Origin of the sequence: Pseudoalteromonas sp., from assembly GCF_041629635.1 — a bacterium.
Taxonomy (GTDB): domain Bacteria; phylum Pseudomonadota; class Gammaproteobacteria; order Enterobacterales; family Alteromonadaceae; genus Pseudoalteromonas.
In genome coordinates, this window is sequence record NZ_JBFKMX010000080.1 from 1 (window position 1) to 16784 (window position 16784).

The 16784-nt window shown below is 39.0% G+C and carries 17 protein-coding genes; 9 read left to right on the forward strand and 8 right to left on the reverse strand.

The genetic code is table 11. From position 1 onward, the window contains the following. Nucleotide 1: 1 nt before the first annotated feature. Genes surE through rpoS form a run of 4 tightly spaced genes read left to right on the forward strand, consistent with a single transcriptional unit; the run spans nt 2 to nt 3194 of the window. Nucleotides 2-721, forward strand: a complete 720-nt coding sequence (gene surE, locus ABYD77_RS12055; RefSeq protein WP_372770191.1) for a 5'/3'-nucleotidase SurE — start codon at nt 2-4, stop codon at nt 719-721. Beyond that, nucleotides 711-1352, forward strand: coding sequence for a protein-L-isoaspartate(D-aspartate) O-methyltransferase (locus ABYD77_RS12060; protein ID WP_372770193.1), 642 nt, complete (start codon nt 711-713; stop codon nt 1350-1352). The genes surE and ABYD77_RS12060 overlap by 11 nt, the downstream gene beginning before the upstream one ends. A gap of 8 nt (nt 1353-1360) precedes the next feature. After that, nucleotides 1361-2185, forward strand: coding sequence for a peptidoglycan DD-metalloendopeptidase family protein (locus tag ABYD77_RS12065; protein WP_372770195.1), 825 nt, complete (start codon nt 1361-1363; stop codon nt 2183-2185). A 52-nt stretch (nt 2186-2237) separates the two neighbouring features. Next, nucleotides 2238-3194 (forward strand): RNA polymerase sigma factor RpoS, encoded by a 957-nt coding sequence (gene rpoS / locus ABYD77_RS12070; RefSeq protein ID WP_372770197.1) that lies wholly within the window; start codon nt 2238-2240, stop codon nt 3192-3194. Between the two features lie 45 nt (nt 3195-3239). On the opposite strand, the gene ispB is transcribed toward rpoS, so the two are convergent. Next, complete coding sequence (ispB, locus tag ABYD77_RS12075) at nt 3240-4211, reverse strand: octaprenyl diphosphate synthase (RefSeq protein ID WP_372770199.1); 972 nt, start codon at nt 4209-4211, stop codon at nt 3240-3242. A 290-nt stretch (nt 4212-4501) separates the two neighbouring features. On the opposite strand from ispB, the gene rplU reads away from it, so the two are divergent. The 5 genes from rplU (at nt 4502) to ABYD77_RS12100 (ending at nt 7391) form a co-directional block, all read left to right on the forward strand. Beyond that, nucleotides 4502-4813 carry a 50S ribosomal protein L21 gene (rplU, locus tag ABYD77_RS12080; protein ID WP_010560932.1) on the forward strand — a complete coding sequence of 104 codons (312 nt, stop codon included), beginning with the start codon at nt 4502-4504 and terminating at the stop codon, nt 4811-4813. A 17-nt stretch (nt 4814-4830) separates the two neighbouring features. Continuing rightward, entirely contained in the window at nt 4831-5088 is a 258-nt protein-coding gene (gene rpmA / locus ABYD77_RS12085) for a 50S ribosomal protein L27 (protein WP_010560931.1), read from the forward strand. 115 nt (nt 5089-5203) lie between these two features. Next, on the forward strand, nt 5204-6361 hold the full coding sequence (cgtA, locus tag ABYD77_RS12090; protein ID WP_372770202.1) for an Obg family GTPase CgtA: 1158 nt from the start codon (nt 5204-5206) through the stop codon (nt 6359-6361). A gap of 82 nt (nt 6362-6443) precedes the next feature. Continuing rightward, nucleotides 6444-6944, forward strand: a complete 501-nt coding sequence (folA, locus tag ABYD77_RS12095) for a type 3 dihydrofolate reductase (RefSeq protein ID WP_372770204.1) — start codon at nt 6444-6446, stop codon at nt 6942-6944. Nucleotides 6945-7016: 72 nt separating this feature from the next. Next, a complete protein-coding gene (locus ABYD77_RS12100) occupies nt 7017-7391 on the forward strand; it encodes a DUF3718 domain-containing protein (RefSeq protein ID WP_372770206.1) in 375 nt (124 codons plus the stop codon). Between the two features lie 400 nt (nt 7392-7791). Here the strand turns inward: ABYD77_RS12100 and ABYD77_RS12105 are convergent, their stop codons facing one another. The 7 genes from ABYD77_RS12105 to lptD form a co-directional block, all read right to left on the reverse strand. Next, entirely contained in the window at nt 7792-9807 is a 2016-nt protein-coding gene (locus ABYD77_RS12105) for a methyl-accepting chemotaxis protein (RefSeq protein ID WP_372770208.1), read from the reverse strand. Between the two features lie 175 nt (nt 9808-9982). Continuing rightward, nucleotides 9983-10801: a symmetrical bis(5'-nucleosyl)-tetraphosphatase gene (locus ABYD77_RS12110; protein WP_372770210.1), complete on the reverse strand. Its 819-nt coding sequence runs from the start codon at nt 10799-10801 to the stop codon at nt 9983-9985. Between the two features lie 8 nt (nt 10802-10809). Next, nucleotides 10810-11193, reverse strand: coding sequence for a Co2+/Mg2+ efflux protein ApaG (gene apaG, locus ABYD77_RS12115; RefSeq protein ID WP_372770212.1), 384 nt, complete (start codon nt 11191-11193; stop codon nt 10810-10812). Next, complete coding sequence (gene rsmA / locus ABYD77_RS12120) at nt 11177-11983, reverse strand: 16S rRNA (adenine(1518)-N(6)/adenine(1519)-N(6))-dimethyltransferase RsmA (RefSeq protein WP_372770214.1); 807 nt, start codon at nt 11981-11983, stop codon at nt 11177-11179. Before rsmA ends, apaG begins: the two co-directional genes overlap by 17 nt. Beyond that, nucleotides 11984-12970 carry a 4-hydroxythreonine-4-phosphate dehydrogenase PdxA gene (pdxA, locus tag ABYD77_RS12125; RefSeq protein ID WP_372770220.1) on the reverse strand — a complete coding sequence of 329 codons (987 nt, stop codon included), beginning with the start codon at nt 12968-12970 and terminating at the stop codon, nt 11984-11986. A 2-nt stretch (nt 12971-12972) separates the two neighbouring features. Beyond that, nucleotides 12973-14259: a peptidylprolyl isomerase SurA gene (gene surA / locus ABYD77_RS12130; protein ID WP_372770216.1), complete on the reverse strand. Its 1287-nt coding sequence runs from the start codon at nt 14257-14259 to the stop codon at nt 12973-12975. Nucleotides 14260-14279: 20 nt separating this feature from the next. After that, a complete protein-coding gene (gene lptD / locus ABYD77_RS12135) occupies nt 14280-16502 on the reverse strand; it encodes an LPS assembly protein LptD (RefSeq protein WP_372770218.1) in 2223 nt (740 codons plus the stop codon). Nucleotides 16503-16784: the final 282 nt, after the last annotated feature.

Below are 16784 nucleotides of genomic sequence, written 5' to 3' on the forward strand. Positions count from 1 at the left end.
CATTGAAGCTTTGTATTTAGCGCTTTCTCAAATTGCAGAAGTCACTGTTGTGGCGCCAGACCGTAACTGTAGTGGTGCAAGTAATTCACTTACTTTACTAAACCCTTTAAGAACCCACACACATGAAAATGGCTTTATCTCAGTAAATGGTACACCCAGTGATTGTGTTCAATTAGCAATAAATAAACTTGTTGATTTTACTCCAGATATTGTTGTGGCAGGTATAAATAATGGGGCAAATTTAGGAGATGATACGCTGTATTCGGGTACTGTTGCAGCTGCTTCAGAAGGGCGATTTTTAGGTTTGCCTGCAATTGCAGTATCTCTGTGCTCAAAAAAAGAAAAAAACTATGACACAGCTGCTGCCGTAGCCGTCTCTATTATTAATGAAATAAAAGCTCATCCACTAGAGTCAGATCAAATAATCAACTTAAACGTACCGGACATTCCACTTTCAGAACTTAAAGGCATTAAGGTTACTCGCTTAGGTTCTCGTCATAAGGCCGAAACAATGCAAGAACAAAGTGATCCTTGGGGACGAAAGATTTATTGGTATGGTCACTTAGGTGAAGCGCAGGATGCTGGTGAAGGAACAGATTTTCATGCGGTAGCGAACGGATTTGCCTCTGTTACCCCACTTACTGTTGATATGACTGCAAAAGCGAGCCTTAAAAAAATGGAATCCTGGATTGAAGGGTTGAATATTTCAGGTGTTAAATAATTATAGTCGCAGCGCTCACCAACTAGCGCAACTCTTACATCAACAAGGAATTCGCTCACGAAAGGTGTTAGACGCCATTGCGTCAACACCTCGTCATATTTTTGTTGATGATGTTTTAAAGCATAAATCGTATCAAAATACGGCCTTACCTATTGGGCTTGGGCAAACTATCTCACAGCCCTTTATTGTTGCAAGAATGACGGAATTACTTTTGCAGCTAACAAGTCCTGCGGCAAGAGTTCTTGAAATTGGTACAGGCTCAGGATATCAGTCGGCGATTCTAGCTCAGTGCTTTGAGCGAATTTATTCGATTGAACGTATTAAAGCATTACAGTGGCAAGCTAAAAGAAGACTGCAGCAGTTGGATTTATTTAATGTGGTAATGAAACATAGTGATGGTTGGCAGGGGTGGCAAGCTAATGCACCGTATGACGGTATTATTGTGACTGCTGCCGCAAGTGAAATTCCACAAGCTTTAGTTGAACAATTAAATGATGGTGGTGTGCTCATTGCTCCAATCGGTGAGAAACAACAGCATTTAGTTGCAGTAAAACGTCAGGGTCAAACTCTCATAACACAAACCTTAGAAGAGGTAAGATTTGTTCCATTAGTCGCTGGTGCGATTGATTAGGAGTAAATATGCGTTTATTACTTCAGCTTTTTACTTGCATTATATGTTTACAGCTTATCGCATGTAGTAGTAGAACAACGCCAGCCCCAGTTGCAAATTTAACGTCTGGTAAGACTAGTTCGCAACAAAAAATTAAAATTAAAGGAAGTAACTATAAAGTTAAAAAAGGTGAAACCTTATATTCAATCGCTTTTAGATCAAACAAAGACTTCCGAGATCTGGCTAAGATCAATGGTATTAAAGCCCCTTACACAATTTTCCCTGGCCAAATATTACAATTAAATACAAGCAGCAAAATTCAAAAAAAGCCTAAAAGCTACACTGATAAGACCAGTAAGTCTACCAAAACTATACAAAAAAATAACAATTCATTAAAAAAACCACTTGATCCTAAAAAACAACAAGAGTATGTTGAAAATCAGACCAGTTTAAAAAAGCAACAAAAAGTAACTCAAAATACTGAAAAGTTGCGATGGTATTGGCCAAGTAAAGGTCGTGTAGCAAGGAAGTTTTCAGGAAAAGAAAACGGCTACAAAGGGATACTAATAAAAAATAAGTTAGGGACTGACATTCTTGCAGCAGCAGATGGGATTGTTGTTTATGCGGGAAGTGCGTTAAGAGGGTATGGTAATTTAATTATAGTGAAACATAACGATGATTATCTTACAGCATACGCTCACAACCAAATAATTTTGGTTAAAGAAAAGCAAAAAGTTACAGCTAGGCAAAAAATCGCCACGATGGGAAATTCAGAAGCTAAGTCAGTAGGACTTAGATTTGAAGTTAGATACCGTGGAAAATCGGTTGATCCATTGAGGTATTTGTCACGCTAAGTTAGTTGGGGCGCGAACGTGTTTTAGTGTTAAAGGTCACGGGAGGATGCTTATGGGACGCACAAAGAAAGAAGACATAGTAGATCTAAATATCGATATGGATGTTAAAGATGAAGATCTTGAAGAAATTGAAGATACCGAAGATGAAATCTTCGCTAAAGAAGAAGTTGTTAAGAACTTAGATGCTACACAACTTTACCTAGGCGAAATCGGCTTTTCACCATTACTCAGTGCAGAAGAAGAAGTATTTTTTGCACGCAAAGCTCTACGTGGTTGCGAAGCATCACGAAAACGTATGATTGAAAGTAATCTACGTTTAGTAGTGAAGATTGCGAGACGCTACAACAATAGAGGTTTAGCATTATTAGATCTGATCGAAGAAGGTAACTTAGGTTTGATCAGAGCGGTTGAAAAATTTGATCCTGAACGTGGATTTAGATTCTCTACTTATGCAACTTGGTGGATCCGTCAAACCATTGAACGTGCGATAATGAATCAAACGCGCACTATCAGACTGCCCATCCATGTTGTTAAAGAGCTTAATGTTTATCTTCGTACTGCTCGTGAACTAACGCAAAAGTTAGATCATGAACCAACAGCTGAAGAAATAGCTGAAAAGCTAGATCGTCCAGTTGAAGACGTAAGTAAGATGCTGCGTTTAAACGAAAAAATTAGCTCAGTTGACACTCCAATTGGAGGCGATTCTGATAAGGCACTGCTGGATATTATTGCTGATGAAAAAGGGCGTGGTCCTGAAGGTGAGATTCAAGACCAAGACATTCACAATAATATTGTTCATTGGCTTGAAGAGCTTAATGCAAAACAACGTGAAGTGTTAGCAAGACGATTTGGTTTACTCGGTTACGAACCTTCTACTTTAGAAGATGTGGGTAAAGAAATTGGGTTAACACGTGAGCGAGTTAGACAAATCCAAGTTGAAGCGCTTCGACGCTTAAAAGAGGTGTTAACGCACCAAGGATTAAATATTGAATCGCTGTTTAGAGCGTAAAATAATAAAAACCGCTGATTTCAGCGGTTTTTTTTATGAATAAAATTAGTACTTTCTATCAACAGATATTTTGGCAAGTGCTATTAATGCATCTTTGTAGTCAGATTCAGGTATCACCGATAGATAGTGAATTGCTTTCTGTGCTTCTTCTTGCGCTTTTTGCATTGTGAGTGATAAGGCATTAGTTTCATCTAAAACGGTTAAGACTCTATCAAGGTAGTTTTTGCCATCCGCTTTTTCAATTGCACCGCGGATCAAATTTCTTTGTTCATCTGATCCATTTTGCATTGCATAGATCAAAGGCAGCGTCGGTTTTCCTTCGGCAAGATCATCGCCAATAGATTTCCCTAATTCAGCTTGGTTAGCACTGTAATCAAGTACGTCATCAACAAGCTGAAAAGCAGTTCCTAAATGCATTCCATAGAATTTTAATCCGTTAATTACCTCATCACTTTGCTCGGTAATAATTGCAGCTAATTCAGTTGCAGCTTCAAATAACTTAGCTGTTTTACTATAGATAACTTGCATATAGTTATCTTCAGTGGTGTCAGGATCATTACAATTCATTAACTGTAAAACTTCACCTTCAGCAATCACATTAGTCGCATGGGCAAAGATATCCATTACTTGCATCTTGTTAAAACCAACCATTAGCTGGAATGCACGAGTGTAGATAAAATCACCAACTAAAACGCTTGCTGCATTACCAAATTCAGCATTAGCTGTAGGATTTCCACGACGCAGTAATGACTCATCAACAACATCATCATGAAGAAGAGTAGCTGTATGGATAAACTCAACAATTGCAGCTAAACGAACATGGTCTTGACCTTGATGTCCAAGTGCTTTTGCAGCAAGAATTGATAAAATAGGACGAATTCGTTTACCACCGCTGTTGACAATATAAAGACCTAACTGATTAACTAGTGCGACATTCGATTGCAGTTGCTGCTCGATGAGTTTATTAACTGCTAACATATCTTGTTCTGTTAAGGCTTGGATCGCTTTGATATCCATGAGTCTCCAAGTTTAAAGGGGAAGAGCCACATATTTGCCGGGGATTGTACACTATTTTTGGCTTTTAGTAGAATCAATATTTTATGTAAAATAATAGTTTTCTAAGTGGACATAATTGGGTAGAATTGGCGCCAATAATATCAAATTTTTAAGTGCGTCTTTCGACACGCAACATTATTAGTCTTTTTTATAAAAATAGGCTTGCGCAATGGTCTAATTTAGCGTAGACTTCGCGCCCTATCGAAGATTATTAAGTTGCGTCGATTTGAGGGCGCAGAACGGAGTTAATTATGTACGCGGTTTTCCAAAGTGGTGGTAAACAGCACCGTGTGACTGAAGGTCAAACGATTCGCCTTGAGAAATTAGAGGCTGAAACTGGTGCAGCAGTAGAATTTGACAAAGTATTACTTGTTGCAAACGGTGAGAAAATCGAAATTGGTGCACCTTTCGTAAATGGCGGTAAGGTTACAGCTGAAGTTGTATCTCATGGTCGTGGTGAGAAAGTTAAGATCGTTAAGTTTAGACGTCGTAAGCATTCTCGCAAGCAAATGGGTCACCGTCAGTGGTTCACTGAAGTTAAAATCACTGGCATTAACGCTTAATTTAGAGGTACAGAAAGATGGCACATAAGAAAGCAGCTGGTAGTACTCGTAACGGTCGTGATTCAGAAAGCAAACGCCTAGGTGTTAAGCGCTACGGTGGTGAATCAGTTTTAGCGGGTAACATCATCGTTCGTCAACGTGGTACTAAGTTCCACGCTGGTACTAACGTTGGTATGGGTAAAGACCACACTTTATTTGCAACTTCAAACGGTAAAGTTCAGTTTGAGCAAAAAGGTCCTTTAGGTCGTAAATACGTAAGCATTATTGCTGAGTAATCCCTAAAAAATTTTAAAAAGCCCCGCATTTGCGGGGCTTTTTTTGTTTCTTGATTACGCACACCCTGATTGTCTTGTATAATGAAAACATTCTAGGCTGTGTAAGGCTAAATATATGAAATTTGTAGATGAAGTTGAAATTCGCGTTGAAGCTGGTGATGGCGGTAGCGGTGTAGTTTCATTTCGCCGAGAAAAGTTTGTTCCCGATGGTGGCCCTGACGGTGGTGACGGTGGTGATGGTGGTAGTGTTTTTATTGAAGCTGATGAAAACTTAAATACCTTGATCGATTACCAGTTTGAACGTTTCCATAAAGCTGAGCGCGGTACTAATGGTGCTGGTCGCAATATGACAGGGAAAAAAGGGGAAGATCTTACTTTGAAAGTACCTGTAGGTACTCGCATTGTTGATGTCGACACTGCCGAAGTATTAGGTGACTTAACGCAACATGGCCATAAAATTATTGTTGCTAAAGGTGGTTTTCATGGACTTGGTAACACCCGTTTTAAATCAAGTACGAACCGTGCCCCGCGCAGAAAAACGCTTGGTACACCAGGTGAAATCAGAAACCTTCGTTTAGAGTTGTTACTTCTTGCTGATGTTGGTTTGTTAGGCCTGCCTAACGCTGGTAAATCGACATTTATCCGCAGTGTGTCTGCGGCAAAACCAAAAGTTGCTGATTATCCATTTACTACACTAGTACCAAACTTAGGTGTTGTAAGACCAAGCCAAAATCAATCATTTGTAATCGCTGATATTCCAGGGCTTATTGAAGGTGCTGCCGAAGGTGCTGGTCTTGGTATACGTTTCTTAAAGCACTTAGAGCGTTGCCGTGTTTTACTACACATAATTGATATTATGCCGGTTGACGGTTCTGATCCGGTAGAAAATGCTTACACTATTTTAGGTGAGCTTGAGCGTTATAGCCCAGAGCTTGCAGCAAAACCTCGTTGGTTAGTATTTAATAAGATTGATCTCTTATTAGATGATGAAGCTGATGAGTTATGTGCTGAAATAGCTGAAGAGTTAGAAGCAGAGAAAACATATAAAATTTCAGCATTTAATAAAATTGGAACAGAGCAACTGTGTTTCGACATTATGCAGTTACTAGAGTCAATGCCAAAAGAAAAGTTTGTTGTAGAAAATGAACAGGCTGAAGTTGAATTTAAATGGGATACATACCATGAAGATCAGTTGTCAGATTTTGATGATGACGACGATGATGAAGATTGGGATGAAGATGACTACGATGTAGAAGTCGTGTATCAACGATAATTAAAGGTGCTTGCGCACCTTTTTTTATATTTAATAAAAAAGTACTAATGATAAATAACTAGGTTAAAAGTATTAATTTCTTATGATGATTTCAATGATAGCTGCGATGGCTAATAATCGTGTTATTGGTAAAGATAATGATATGCCTTGGCACCTTCCAGCAGATTTAAAACACTTTAAAGCAGTCACCTTAGGCAAACCCGTGATAATGGGTCGCCGCACATATGAGTCTATTGGGCGCTTACTCCCAGGAAGAGATAATATAATCATTACGCGAAACACTGACTATGTTATTGATGGCGCAATAATGGCTCTAAGCCCTGAGCACGCCTTGTCTCTTGCAGGTGATGTTGAAGAGGTGATGATCATCGGTGGGGGAAAAATTTACTTAGACTTTTTAACCCGAGCAGATCGTCTATACTTAACTCATATCGATTTGGATGTTGAAGGTGATACACAGTTTCCTGATTACGAAGCAGTTGCAAATTGGGAAGTATTAGAAAGTACTAGTTTTTCACCTGATGAAGTCAATCAATACCATTACCGATTTGTTATTTATAATAAATTAGGGTTAATTTCTTGAAGAGGGTTTAACTTGTTGTTAGAATTGTCAGAAACAAGTTAAGTATAAAGTGCTACTAAAGGTTGCTGTACCATGAAATTATCAACATTTTTAATTACTCTATCTATTTCTTCGGCTGCGTTGATTAGCTCTCATAGCGTTAATGCAAATGAGCAGTTAGCTGCAAGTTTATGTGACTATGTGGCAGCAGATGATAAAAGTCGCATTCGTAAAACGCTAAAAGATACACGCGTTAAGCTCCGCAACATTTATGCTGGTATTAGTTGTGGTGGTAACAACCTAATTCGTCATGCAATTGCCAATGGAGCAAATGGTACTGGTGAGTATATTGTAAAGCAGCTACCAAAAAGTGATTTAGCGGCAGGCGGTGATGTAGCATGGGCTGACGCAAATGGGCACTCAGGCTCAGCTGTTATTGCTGCATTAAAGGAACGAGCAGGCCTTTAAAAAATCATCTTCCCTTTGACTAAAAGCCAGCTACTAAGCTGGCTTTTTTGTGTCTATTTAAATACATGCTGAAATATTATTTAGAGTTTCTTAATTTTCATCCTGTGAAAGAGCTAATGATTTTTAATCAGCAAATTATAAGTAACCATTAATATCTCTTTAAAGCGAAATTAATGGTTGTATTATTTCTTTAGGAAATTAAATTTGCAGAACGCAGAACGCAGAACGCAGAACGCAGAACGCAGAACGCAGAACGCAGAACGCAGAACGCAGAACGCAGAACTCAGGACGTTGATGCTTCAATTTTTCCTTTGGTTAAGTACTTATAAAAGTAACTATTCCTAAAATTTAGACACAAAAAAGCCCACCGAGACTGGTGGGCTTTTAAATTAATTAAGGATTAAACCTTAAACTCTTCTACTGAAAGTCTTAACTCTTCAGCGAGTTTCGCAACTTCACTTGCAGAAGCGGATGTTTGGTTTGCTCCTTCAGCTGTTTGCTCAGCAATCGCAACAATAGACTCAAGGCTCTCGCTGATTTCTTGTGACACTTGATGTTGTTCACCGGCTGCTGTTGCAATTTGCTCACTTGCATCGTGTGCTTGCGATACAGCTTGCGTAATTTGCTCAAGTGCAGAAGCCGCTTGTTCAGATTGCTCGACACAAGAATCAGCCTGTTGTTGACCTTTAGCCATAACAGCTACAGCCTCTTCCGCACCACTTTGCAATGACTCGATCATGGCCTGGATCTCTTGAGTTGATTCTTGTGTTTTACTCGCTAGTGAGCGAACTTCATCAGCTACTACGGCAAATCCACGCCCTTGCTCACCTGCACGAGCAGCTTCAATTGCAGCATTAAGAGCAAGTAAGTTTGTTTGTTCTGCGATGCCACGGATAACATCTAAAATGCCGCCGATGGATGCACTGTCTTGATGGAGTTTATTTATTACCTGAGCTGCGCCAGCAACTTCACTTGCTAGTTTCTCGATAGTTAACTTATTGTTATTTGATATGGTTTTAACGCGTTCCGCCTCACTATCTGCCTGTTTAATTTCATGTAGTGCATCTTCTGCGCTTTGTGTTACAGATTGAGAGGTGCTGCTCATTTCAGTGGTAGCAGTGGCAGCTTGTTCGACTTGTGCGCGCTGACTCTCTATTGCTTGACTGGACTCGACGGTAACAGCTGAGGTTTCTTCTGACGCAGCCGCAAGTTGTGTAGAGCGAGAAATAATGCCTTGGATTAAATTACGTAGGTTCTCTGTCACTCTATTTAGGCTTTTCGCCAGTTCTCCAAATTCATCTTGATTGCTATCATCAAGGCGTTTAGTCATATCACCTTGTGCAACGTTATCTAAAACGCTATTAATTTCACTGAGAGGTTTGGTAATACGCTGAACAGTTAGAAAAGCAATTGCAATGGCGATTATCGTCGCAATGATCATGCCTAACCATGTCCAAAGCTCTGCTTTTGTAACGCTGCTTACTACTTCAGCTCTTAATTCTGCCACTAAATTGTCAGATAACGAACCTAACTTTTCTAGTTGAGCACTGGCTGTGTTTGTATCTTGTTCTGCCAAAATAAGATTGCTCTTTGCTTCTTCTAATTGTCGAATGTGATTCTGTTTTATATTTGCAAGAGATTGATTTCCTTGGCTGTTTTCTTTTACTGTTTTGAGGTGGTTTTTAAAATCTTGGAATAATCCATCGTCAGTTTGTTCAAAGGTTTCGTTTAAAAGTTCGAGGTTGCGTTGAATATCATTGATGCTGAAATTAACTTCGTTTGAAAGAGTTTCAACAGTTGACGAATTACGTATGTTTGTTAAATCTGTACTGTTACTCACTAGACTAAGAAGGGCTGTTTCAATGTTGGAAACTGCTTGATATAAGCGTTGAGAATTATCTTCAAGCTCAGCTCCATCGCTTAAGTCTAAAATAACAGTGCTGGCATCTTCAGCGGCGATTTCAAGTGTCTCAAGTTGATTTTTAAGTATATTTTCGAGTTCTAGTGCTCTAGTTTTATTGTTGTTTAAGTTTTGTACTCGCCCGACGAAGCTTAAATAGGTCTTATCTACTGCAGCTGCAGCATTAGTCAATTGGGCGTCACTGCTAACAACTTGCTTAAGTCGCTCATTGGATTTATCAAAGTCTCGAGCTGCTGTTTGGTACTGACTAATTAAACTCTGCAATTCTTTGCTGTTATCGCTGTAATAAACTTGTAACGCAAGTGCTTGCATTTTATTAAATGATACCTGAAGCTCATTTGTTGCCCTGAGCGCAGGAATAGAGAGAGTATTTACATGATTAGATGAATTACTAATACTATTTATTCTAATCAGTGAATTGATACCAATGGTTATCAATAACAGGGTGATTAAAATAAATCCACCCCAAATACGTTGGCTTACAGTCAACTTCATATTCATTCCTGTTTACAAATTGCCGGCAAAGTGAATAAGTCTCTTTAGGACTTTTCCAATTTATCGACATACATGGATACAACTTTAATTTAATCTAGCAAAGTCAAAGCTTAATTACAGTAATTCTAGTTGATTAGTTTGTGGTCATCACTAAAAATACAACTTAATTACTATATTAATGTGCTTTGAGGTTATTGCAATAGTGTTTTTTTTGCGTTTTGAGTTCAAGAAGAGTCATCTGCTCACCCCAGATACAGCCTGTGTCTAAAGCAAATAGATTTGCATAGGGGGTTTGACCTTGTAATGCAGCCCAATGACCGAAACACACGTTTATATTTTGATGATTTATATTATTAACTTCGAACCAAGGCTTTAATGTACTTATTTTTTGTGTTATCGGACCTTTGTTCCTAAAATCCATTTTTCCATCTTCATCAACAAAGCGCATACGTGTAAATGCATTTATTGTAAAGGTGAAGCGGGACAGATTGTCATTGATATCTGAAACGCAGTTAATGTTATTGCCGTACATATTAGAAAGGTAGAAGGTTGCATTGTCACCTTGATATTTCTTCTCTGCTTTAGCTGCTAATGTGAGAGCTTGATTTAAATCTAATTGTGGGTTGAGACCTGCATGAGAAATTAAGGTGTTATATTGTTCTAACCAAATTGCTAAAGGTTGTTGCCTTAAAAAATCAATGTATGTTGGCAACATATTTGAGTTGTACAAGCTTTGCAGATTATCTTTAGGGTTGGGTTGACTGTTTGTGTAATACGTGGCTAGTAAATGTAAATCATGATTACCAAGTGTGATACTGACACAGTTTTGATGATCAAATAAAAACTTGAGACACGCAAGTGAATTAGGGCCTCTCGCGACAATATCACCGACAAGATAAAGGTGATCTTGGCTTGTATTAAAATTCACAACATCTAGTAACGTTATGAATTCATCATAGCAGCCTTGAAGATCACCAATTACATAATCAGCCATAAGCTTTATTAATGAAGCACTACATTACTCGCGAGACGGAATACCTTGATAGGTGCTTGAAACTCATTACCAAATTCATTGCGCATTTGATAGTAGCCTTGCATTGTTCCTATTGGAGTGTCTAGCACAGCGCCTGAGGTATAAGAGTAACTTTCACCAGGGCCGATGGTAGGAGTTTCACCTACCACGCCTTCACCTTCAACCTCTGTTTCTTTACCATTGGCATCTGTAATCAGCCAATAGCGACTAAGCAACTTAGCCGCACATAAGCTGTGATTTTTAATTGTGATGGTATAGGCAAAAACAAATTTGTCTTTTTCAGGTTCAGATTGACCGTCGACATAAAAAGTTTCTACCGATACTTTAATCGGAGAGTTACTGCTTGTTGTCATAAATCCAGTTTGCGATTTTTACAAATGTATCTAGAGAAAGATTTTCAGCACGAAGCGTTAAATCTAACCCTAAGTTTTCAATTTCTTCAGGTGTTAGTAAGTTAGATAAACTATTGCGAATAGTTTTGCGTCGTTGGTTGAACGCTTCTAAACATACGGTATTTAAAAGTTTGGTACTTTTCGCTTTTAATTGGTCTGGCGTTTTAGGGATTAGACGAATTACAGCTGAGTCTACTTTCGGCGCAGGCTTAAAACACTCTGGTGGTACATCAATTACAGGCATAGCATGGCAGTAGTATTGTGTCATAACACTTAACCTACCGAATGCTTTTGTACCAGGGCTTGCAACCATACGTTTAACGACTTCTTTTTGAAGCATAAAATGCATGTGCTCGATATTTTGGTAAAATTCGAACAAATGGAAAAGAAGTGGTGTTGATACGTTGTAAGGTAAATTACCAAATACTTTTAGCTTGCGTTCATCAGTGATTAAAGATGCAAAATCAAATTGCATAGCATCACCTTGATGTACGGTTAGTTTACTTGCAAGAAAAGGATGATGAATTAAGCGATGAGCAAGATCTTTATCAAGCTCTACAACCGTTAAGTGATCGGTTAAATCAGCAACAGGCTCAGTGATTGCGCCAAGGCCAGGGCCAATTTCTACTAAATTATCGCCAGGTTTTGGGTCAATTGCGGTAACAATTTTATCGATAATACTGGTATCGTGTAAAAAGTTCTGACCAAAACGTTTACGGGCGCGGTGCCCTAAGTGTACTTTATCATTCATTTATTGTGCGCTTTTACTTGCCATTTCAATTGCTTTTGAAATTGCTAATTCAAAACTTCCCACTTCCGCTTCGCCTTTTGCAGCTAAATCAAGCGCAGTGCCATGGTCCACTGAGGTGCGGATAAATGGCAGACCAAGGGTAATGTTCACCGAATTACCAAATCCTTTGTATTTTAACACAGGTAATCCTTGATCGTGATACATTGCAAGCACCGCATCTGCATCTTTTAAGTATTTATCTTGAAATAAAGTATCTGCTGGTAACGGGCCAACTAAGTTAATGCCTTCATTTCTAAGCAGTTCTAAGGTAGGTGAAATCACTTCGATTTCCTCTCTACCTAAATGACCATTTTCACCCGCATGAGGGTTAAGACCACAGACATAAATTTTAGGCGCTGCAATACCAAATTTAGTGGTTAAATCATGGTGAAGAATGCGCGTTACTTTGCTTAAACGATCTTCAGTAATCGCTTTAGATACATATGCGAGCGGGATATGCGTTGTCACTAAGGCAACACGTAATCCTTCAGTAGCAAGCATCATCACAACATCAGGAGTATTCGATTGTTGTGCAAAAAACTCAGTATGACCACTAAACGAAATACCAGCTTGGTTGATAATACCTTTATGTACAGGGCCAGTTACAACAGCTGCAAACTCACCTTGCATATTGCCATCAGAGGCGTATTTCAAAGTATCAAGCACATACTGGCCATTAGTATCGTTAAGCTCACCTGCAACAACTTCTTCACTAATTGCAATGTGTTTTACAGTAAGTGAACCAGCAGTGTGCATTTTTGGTGCTAGTTGAGCATTGTAATCGTTTAATACGATATCAATGCCAAGCTGTTTTGCACGTGCTTTTAAAAGCGATTTGTCTGCAATTACAACAAGTTCAGCAGGCCAATTTTGTTGCGCCAGTTGTAAAATTAAATCTGGACCAATACCCGCAGGTTCACCAGGAGTAATTGCAATACGTAAAGTCATCATTATTCTTCTATTACTTCGATGTAAGCTTGTTCACGAAGCTCGCGTTGGAAAGTGAAGCTTTCTTCTTTAAAACGGCGATTAAAAATCATCTGGTGAGCGCGGTTTTGCTTCACTAACTCTGTTTTATCAGAGATGCGACGATCCATTAGCTCCATAATGTGCCAGCCAAACTGTGTTCTGAATGGTTCACTAATTTGACCTTTTTCTAAGCCAAGCGCAGTTTCTTTAAACTCACCTACCCAAGAGTTAGGGTCAGTCCAATCATATGCACCACCATTAAGTGCAGAACCTGGATCTTCTGAGTGCTCTTTTGCAAGCTCACCGAAATCAGCATTACCCGCTTTTATGTCAGTAACAAAGCCAGCAAGCATAGATCGCGCTTTTTCTTCAGAAACAATGATTGAAGGCTTAACTAAGATGTGGCGAACTTTAAGTTCAACCGCTTCAACAACTTCAACACCACGTACATCTTGTAATTTTACAATGTGGAAACCTGCGCCTGAGCGAAGAGGGCCCACAATATCACCTTTTTTGTGGCCTTTAACGGCTTCAGCGAACAATGTTGGCATTTCATTGATGTTCATCCAACCGAGTTGACCACCTTCTAATGCCTTAGCACCTCCAGACGAAGCAATCGCAATTTGTTTAAACTCACGACCTTCATTTAAAAGCCTAATAACAGCTTCAGCACGTTCTTTTTGTGCTTTGATTTCCTCTGCGGTAGCACCGTCAGGGATTTCAATCAGGATATGACCAACATTGTATTCTTCATTGGTTTGGCCTTGCTCTTCTAAAATGCGAAGTAAATTTTGTACTTCTTGAAGGCTCACATATACACGACGCTCTACACTAGCGCGCATGGTACGGCTGGCGATCATTTCGTTACGAATTTCTTCACGGTACATTTGGAAGCTGTCGCCACCCGCTTCTAGTGAACGGCGCATATCATCAAGGGTAGCACCTTGCTCTGCAGCCATTTGTGTCAGAGTTTGGTCAAGTTGTGCATCCGAAATACGCAAACCAATACGCTCACCCATTTGTAATAACAAAGTTTGGTCAATAAGTTTATCAATTGCCTGACGTCTAAGTGCTGTTTCAGAAGGTAGTTCTTGACCCGATTCTTTGGCGCGGTTTGTTACACGGTTAACCAGAGCATCAACTTCACTTTGAAGAACGACACCGTCGTTAACTTTTACCGCAACACTATCAAGTACGGTTTGGCTGTATGCGCTTTGGCAAAAAGCAAGTAGGGCAACGCCCGCGGTCATTAATCGTTTTAACTTCATTGATTTTTCTACTTACACATTTAATTTGTTAGAAAATAAGGTCTGCGATAACTAAAGATGCTTTGGTTGAGTAGTTTTTGCGCATCAAGACCCATTATAAATTTAATTTGAATACTCGAGTCAAATTTAGCTGATTCATTTTCAAATTGACCTACTGGCTTGTTTAAGTCAGTTTCAATTTGTCTACTACCAGATAATTGAATCGCCCAACAACATGACTGGTATTGTACACCAGTTAAAAATTCTACGCTGCGATCGCTTTCGAGATCACGTTGATAGCTTGAAACAAGTTGCCATTGCTCACCAATAGGATAACTGGCAAACAGACCAATTTGTTCAATGGTATTTCCTGAGACATTATTTGCGTATCTATGGTTCAATTGAATTAGCTCATTATTATCACCCTTGTAATCGAGGGTTAAATGCGAGTTAACTAATTCGCTGCCATCCGTATCGTATTGCAGACCAGCAGATAAATACCAGTTTTTATGCCAATGAAGCATGGCTTCACTGGCGAATAATGAATTGTAACTTGCGTTGTCGTCTATTTCAGATGGTTTCGCCTTATCTGAAACATAGAAAATCTGACCAATGCTAAAGTTAAACACTTCATTGTTTTGTTGGTTAAATATGCGTGTTGTAGCACCTAAAGTAAACTGGTTTGCCGTGGCAATTCTATCGACCCCAGAGAAGCGCTGCTCGCGAAATAGCCCGTAAAAATCATCTTGTAATTTAACGGTATCGTATAAGCCAATATTAGATTGGTCTTTTTCTGGGATATATAAATATTGCGCTTTTGGTTCAAGTGTTTGTAAACCTTTATCTACTAACCACTGAGTGTCACGCTCAAAGTTAATTTGTCCGTAAAGGCGAAGCTTTGGCAAAGTTCGATTGACGTTTTCTTCAAATTGACTGCCAAGTAAATCACCTTGTTGATGATAATTGGTTTGCAGCACACTCACTTCAGAAAGAAAACTCCATGCATAGTCACTTATTCCGTAACTAAGTTTCGGCTCTAAATGAAGACGCGTCGCTTCTTCAACAATTGCTTCTTCATTTTGGAAATGAGCAAATTCACCGTTAAAGGTAAAATCAAATCCATAAAAATCAAATGCATTAATTTGGTTGAATGAAATTTGTGGTAACGCACGATAAGACTCTAAGTGATCACCTAATACTTCAAAGCCTTGTAGTTTAAAGTCGGTGTGCCAGTTTTCACCTAAATGGGTTAATTGGATCAGGTGGTTTAGTTGGGTGTCTGTGCGATTGGCATAGCTTGAACCCATATCATTGATGTAGTTGTCATCACTGATATTGGTAATATCAATTTGACCGAGCCAATTATCATCAATTTTACTGTATTGGCTAAAATGAAGCAGATAACGACTATTGAGTTCCGGAGCCGAATCATCACTATTAAGGTATTCAATTGCCGCCATACCTTGATGCTCTTCAGTTAAATAGCGAAACTCCGTTTGTAACTGAAAGCCTTTGTTTGCCATGTAACGTGGGGTAATGGTTGCATCCATATTAGGTGCAATGTTCCAGTAAAAAGGTGTTTCTATTTCTAAACCGTAACGGTTAGAGCTGGTGAATGTGGGCTCAATAAAACCTGACTTACGTTTATCCGAAATTGGGAAAGTAAAATAGGGAAGATAGAAAATCGGCGTATCGTAAACTTTAAGAACAGCACCATAGGTTTCACCCCATCCTTCTTCTTGCGATAACTTAATTTTTTTCGCATCAAGCGCCCACACAGGGGTTTCGCTTGGGCAAGTTGTAAAACTGGCGTCTTCTAACAAAAGTGCTTGGTTAGTTACTTCAAGAAGCTTTGCTTCACCGCGACCAGCTTGTTGTGTGAACTGGTATTTTGCATCACCGAGTGATAATTCAGATGAGTTAAAGTTAGCAAAAAAATGTTTTGATGAAATATAGCTATTCGTGTCTTGATAGATAATTGGACCAATCGCATTAAGCATGCCATTGAGTTTATCAAGTTCAGCACTTGAAGCAGTTAGACTCATCTGCGTTGAGTCCATAACTACATTGCCACTAAAAAGCGCTTTATTTCGACCTGCGAGTTCAACGGTATCAGCGTTAATAGCCAATTGCCCTAAGGCTAGGTCAGAAGTTGATTGCCAACTAAGGTTTGGATCTGTTTCACATAGGGAAAACATATCTGAAGCACTTGCTATAGGTGACATAAATATCAGTGTTGCCAATATGCCAAAAGGGCGTTTCATTAATCAGATAACCTTGTGAAAAAGAGTATATTTAAGTTTGGTGTCACACCATATTTAACATAGGTGGTCTTTTGTCAAAATTCTTATAAAAACCCAAACAGTATTACTTTTTGCTGCATCAAATTTATATCGTTTGTACAAAATTTAAACTGACAGCGTTAATACACTCTAGAATAATTTAATTTTAATGATTTCTCTCATTACTTGAGCTGGTAATATACCATTGAAAAGAGAAAAATACTTGTGCAATTAAGCGTCATTTATACTGTGTTACCAAATGGC

What these genes read in the sequence shown, in the direction of transcription:
- ABYD77_RS12065 (WP_372770195.1), top strand. Translation starts at nt 1,361, where the DNA reads ATGCGTTTATTACTTCAGCTTTTTACTTGCATTATATGTTTACAGCTT.
- rpoS (WP_372770197.1), top strand. Translation starts at nt 2,238, where the DNA reads ATGGGACGCACAAAGAAAGAAGACATAGTAGATCTAAATATCGATATG.
- ispB (WP_372770199.1), bottom strand. Translation starts at nt 4,211, where the DNA reads ATGGATATCAAAGCGATCCAAGCCTTAACAGAACAAGATATGTTAGCA.
- rplU (WP_010560932.1), top strand. Translation starts at nt 4,502, where the DNA reads ATGTACGCGGTTTTCCAAAGTGGTGGTAAACAGCACCGTGTGACTGAA.
- rpmA (WP_010560931.1), top strand. Translation starts at nt 4,831, where the DNA reads ATGGCACATAAGAAAGCAGCTGGTAGTACTCGTAACGGTCGTGATTCA.
- cgtA (WP_372770202.1), top strand. Translation starts at nt 5,204, where the DNA reads ATGAAATTTGTAGATGAAGTTGAAATTCGCGTTGAAGCTGGTGATGGC.
- folA (WP_372770204.1), top strand. Translation starts at nt 6,444, where the DNA reads ATGATGATTTCAATGATAGCTGCGATGGCTAATAATCGTGTTATTGGT.
- ABYD77_RS12100 (WP_372770206.1), top strand. Translation starts at nt 7,017, where the DNA reads ATGAAATTATCAACATTTTTAATTACTCTATCTATTTCTTCGGCTGCG.
- ABYD77_RS12105 (WP_372770208.1), bottom strand. Translation starts at nt 9,807, where the DNA reads ATGAAGTTGACTGTAAGCCAACGTATTTGGGGTGGATTTATTTTAATC.
- ABYD77_RS12110 (WP_372770210.1), bottom strand. Translation starts at nt 10,801, where the DNA reads ATGGCTGATTATGTAATTGGTGATCTTCAAGGCTGCTATGATGAATTC.
- apaG (WP_372770212.1), bottom strand. Translation starts at nt 11,193, where the DNA reads ATGACAACAAGCAGTAACTCTCCGATTAAAGTATCGGTAGAAACTTTT.
- rsmA (WP_372770214.1), bottom strand. Translation starts at nt 11,983, where the DNA reads ATGAATGATAAAGTACACTTAGGGCACCGCGCCCGTAAACGTTTTGGT.
- pdxA (WP_372770220.1), bottom strand. Translation starts at nt 12,970, where the DNA reads ATGACTTTACGTATTGCAATTACTCCTGGTGAACCTGCGGGTATTGGT.
- surA (WP_372770216.1), bottom strand. Translation starts at nt 14,259, where the DNA reads ATGAAGTTAAAACGATTAATGACCGCGGGCGTTGCCCTACTTGCTTTT.
- lptD (WP_372770218.1), bottom strand. Translation starts at nt 16,502, where the DNA reads ATGAAACGCCCTTTTGGCATATTGGCAACACTGATATTTATGTCACCT.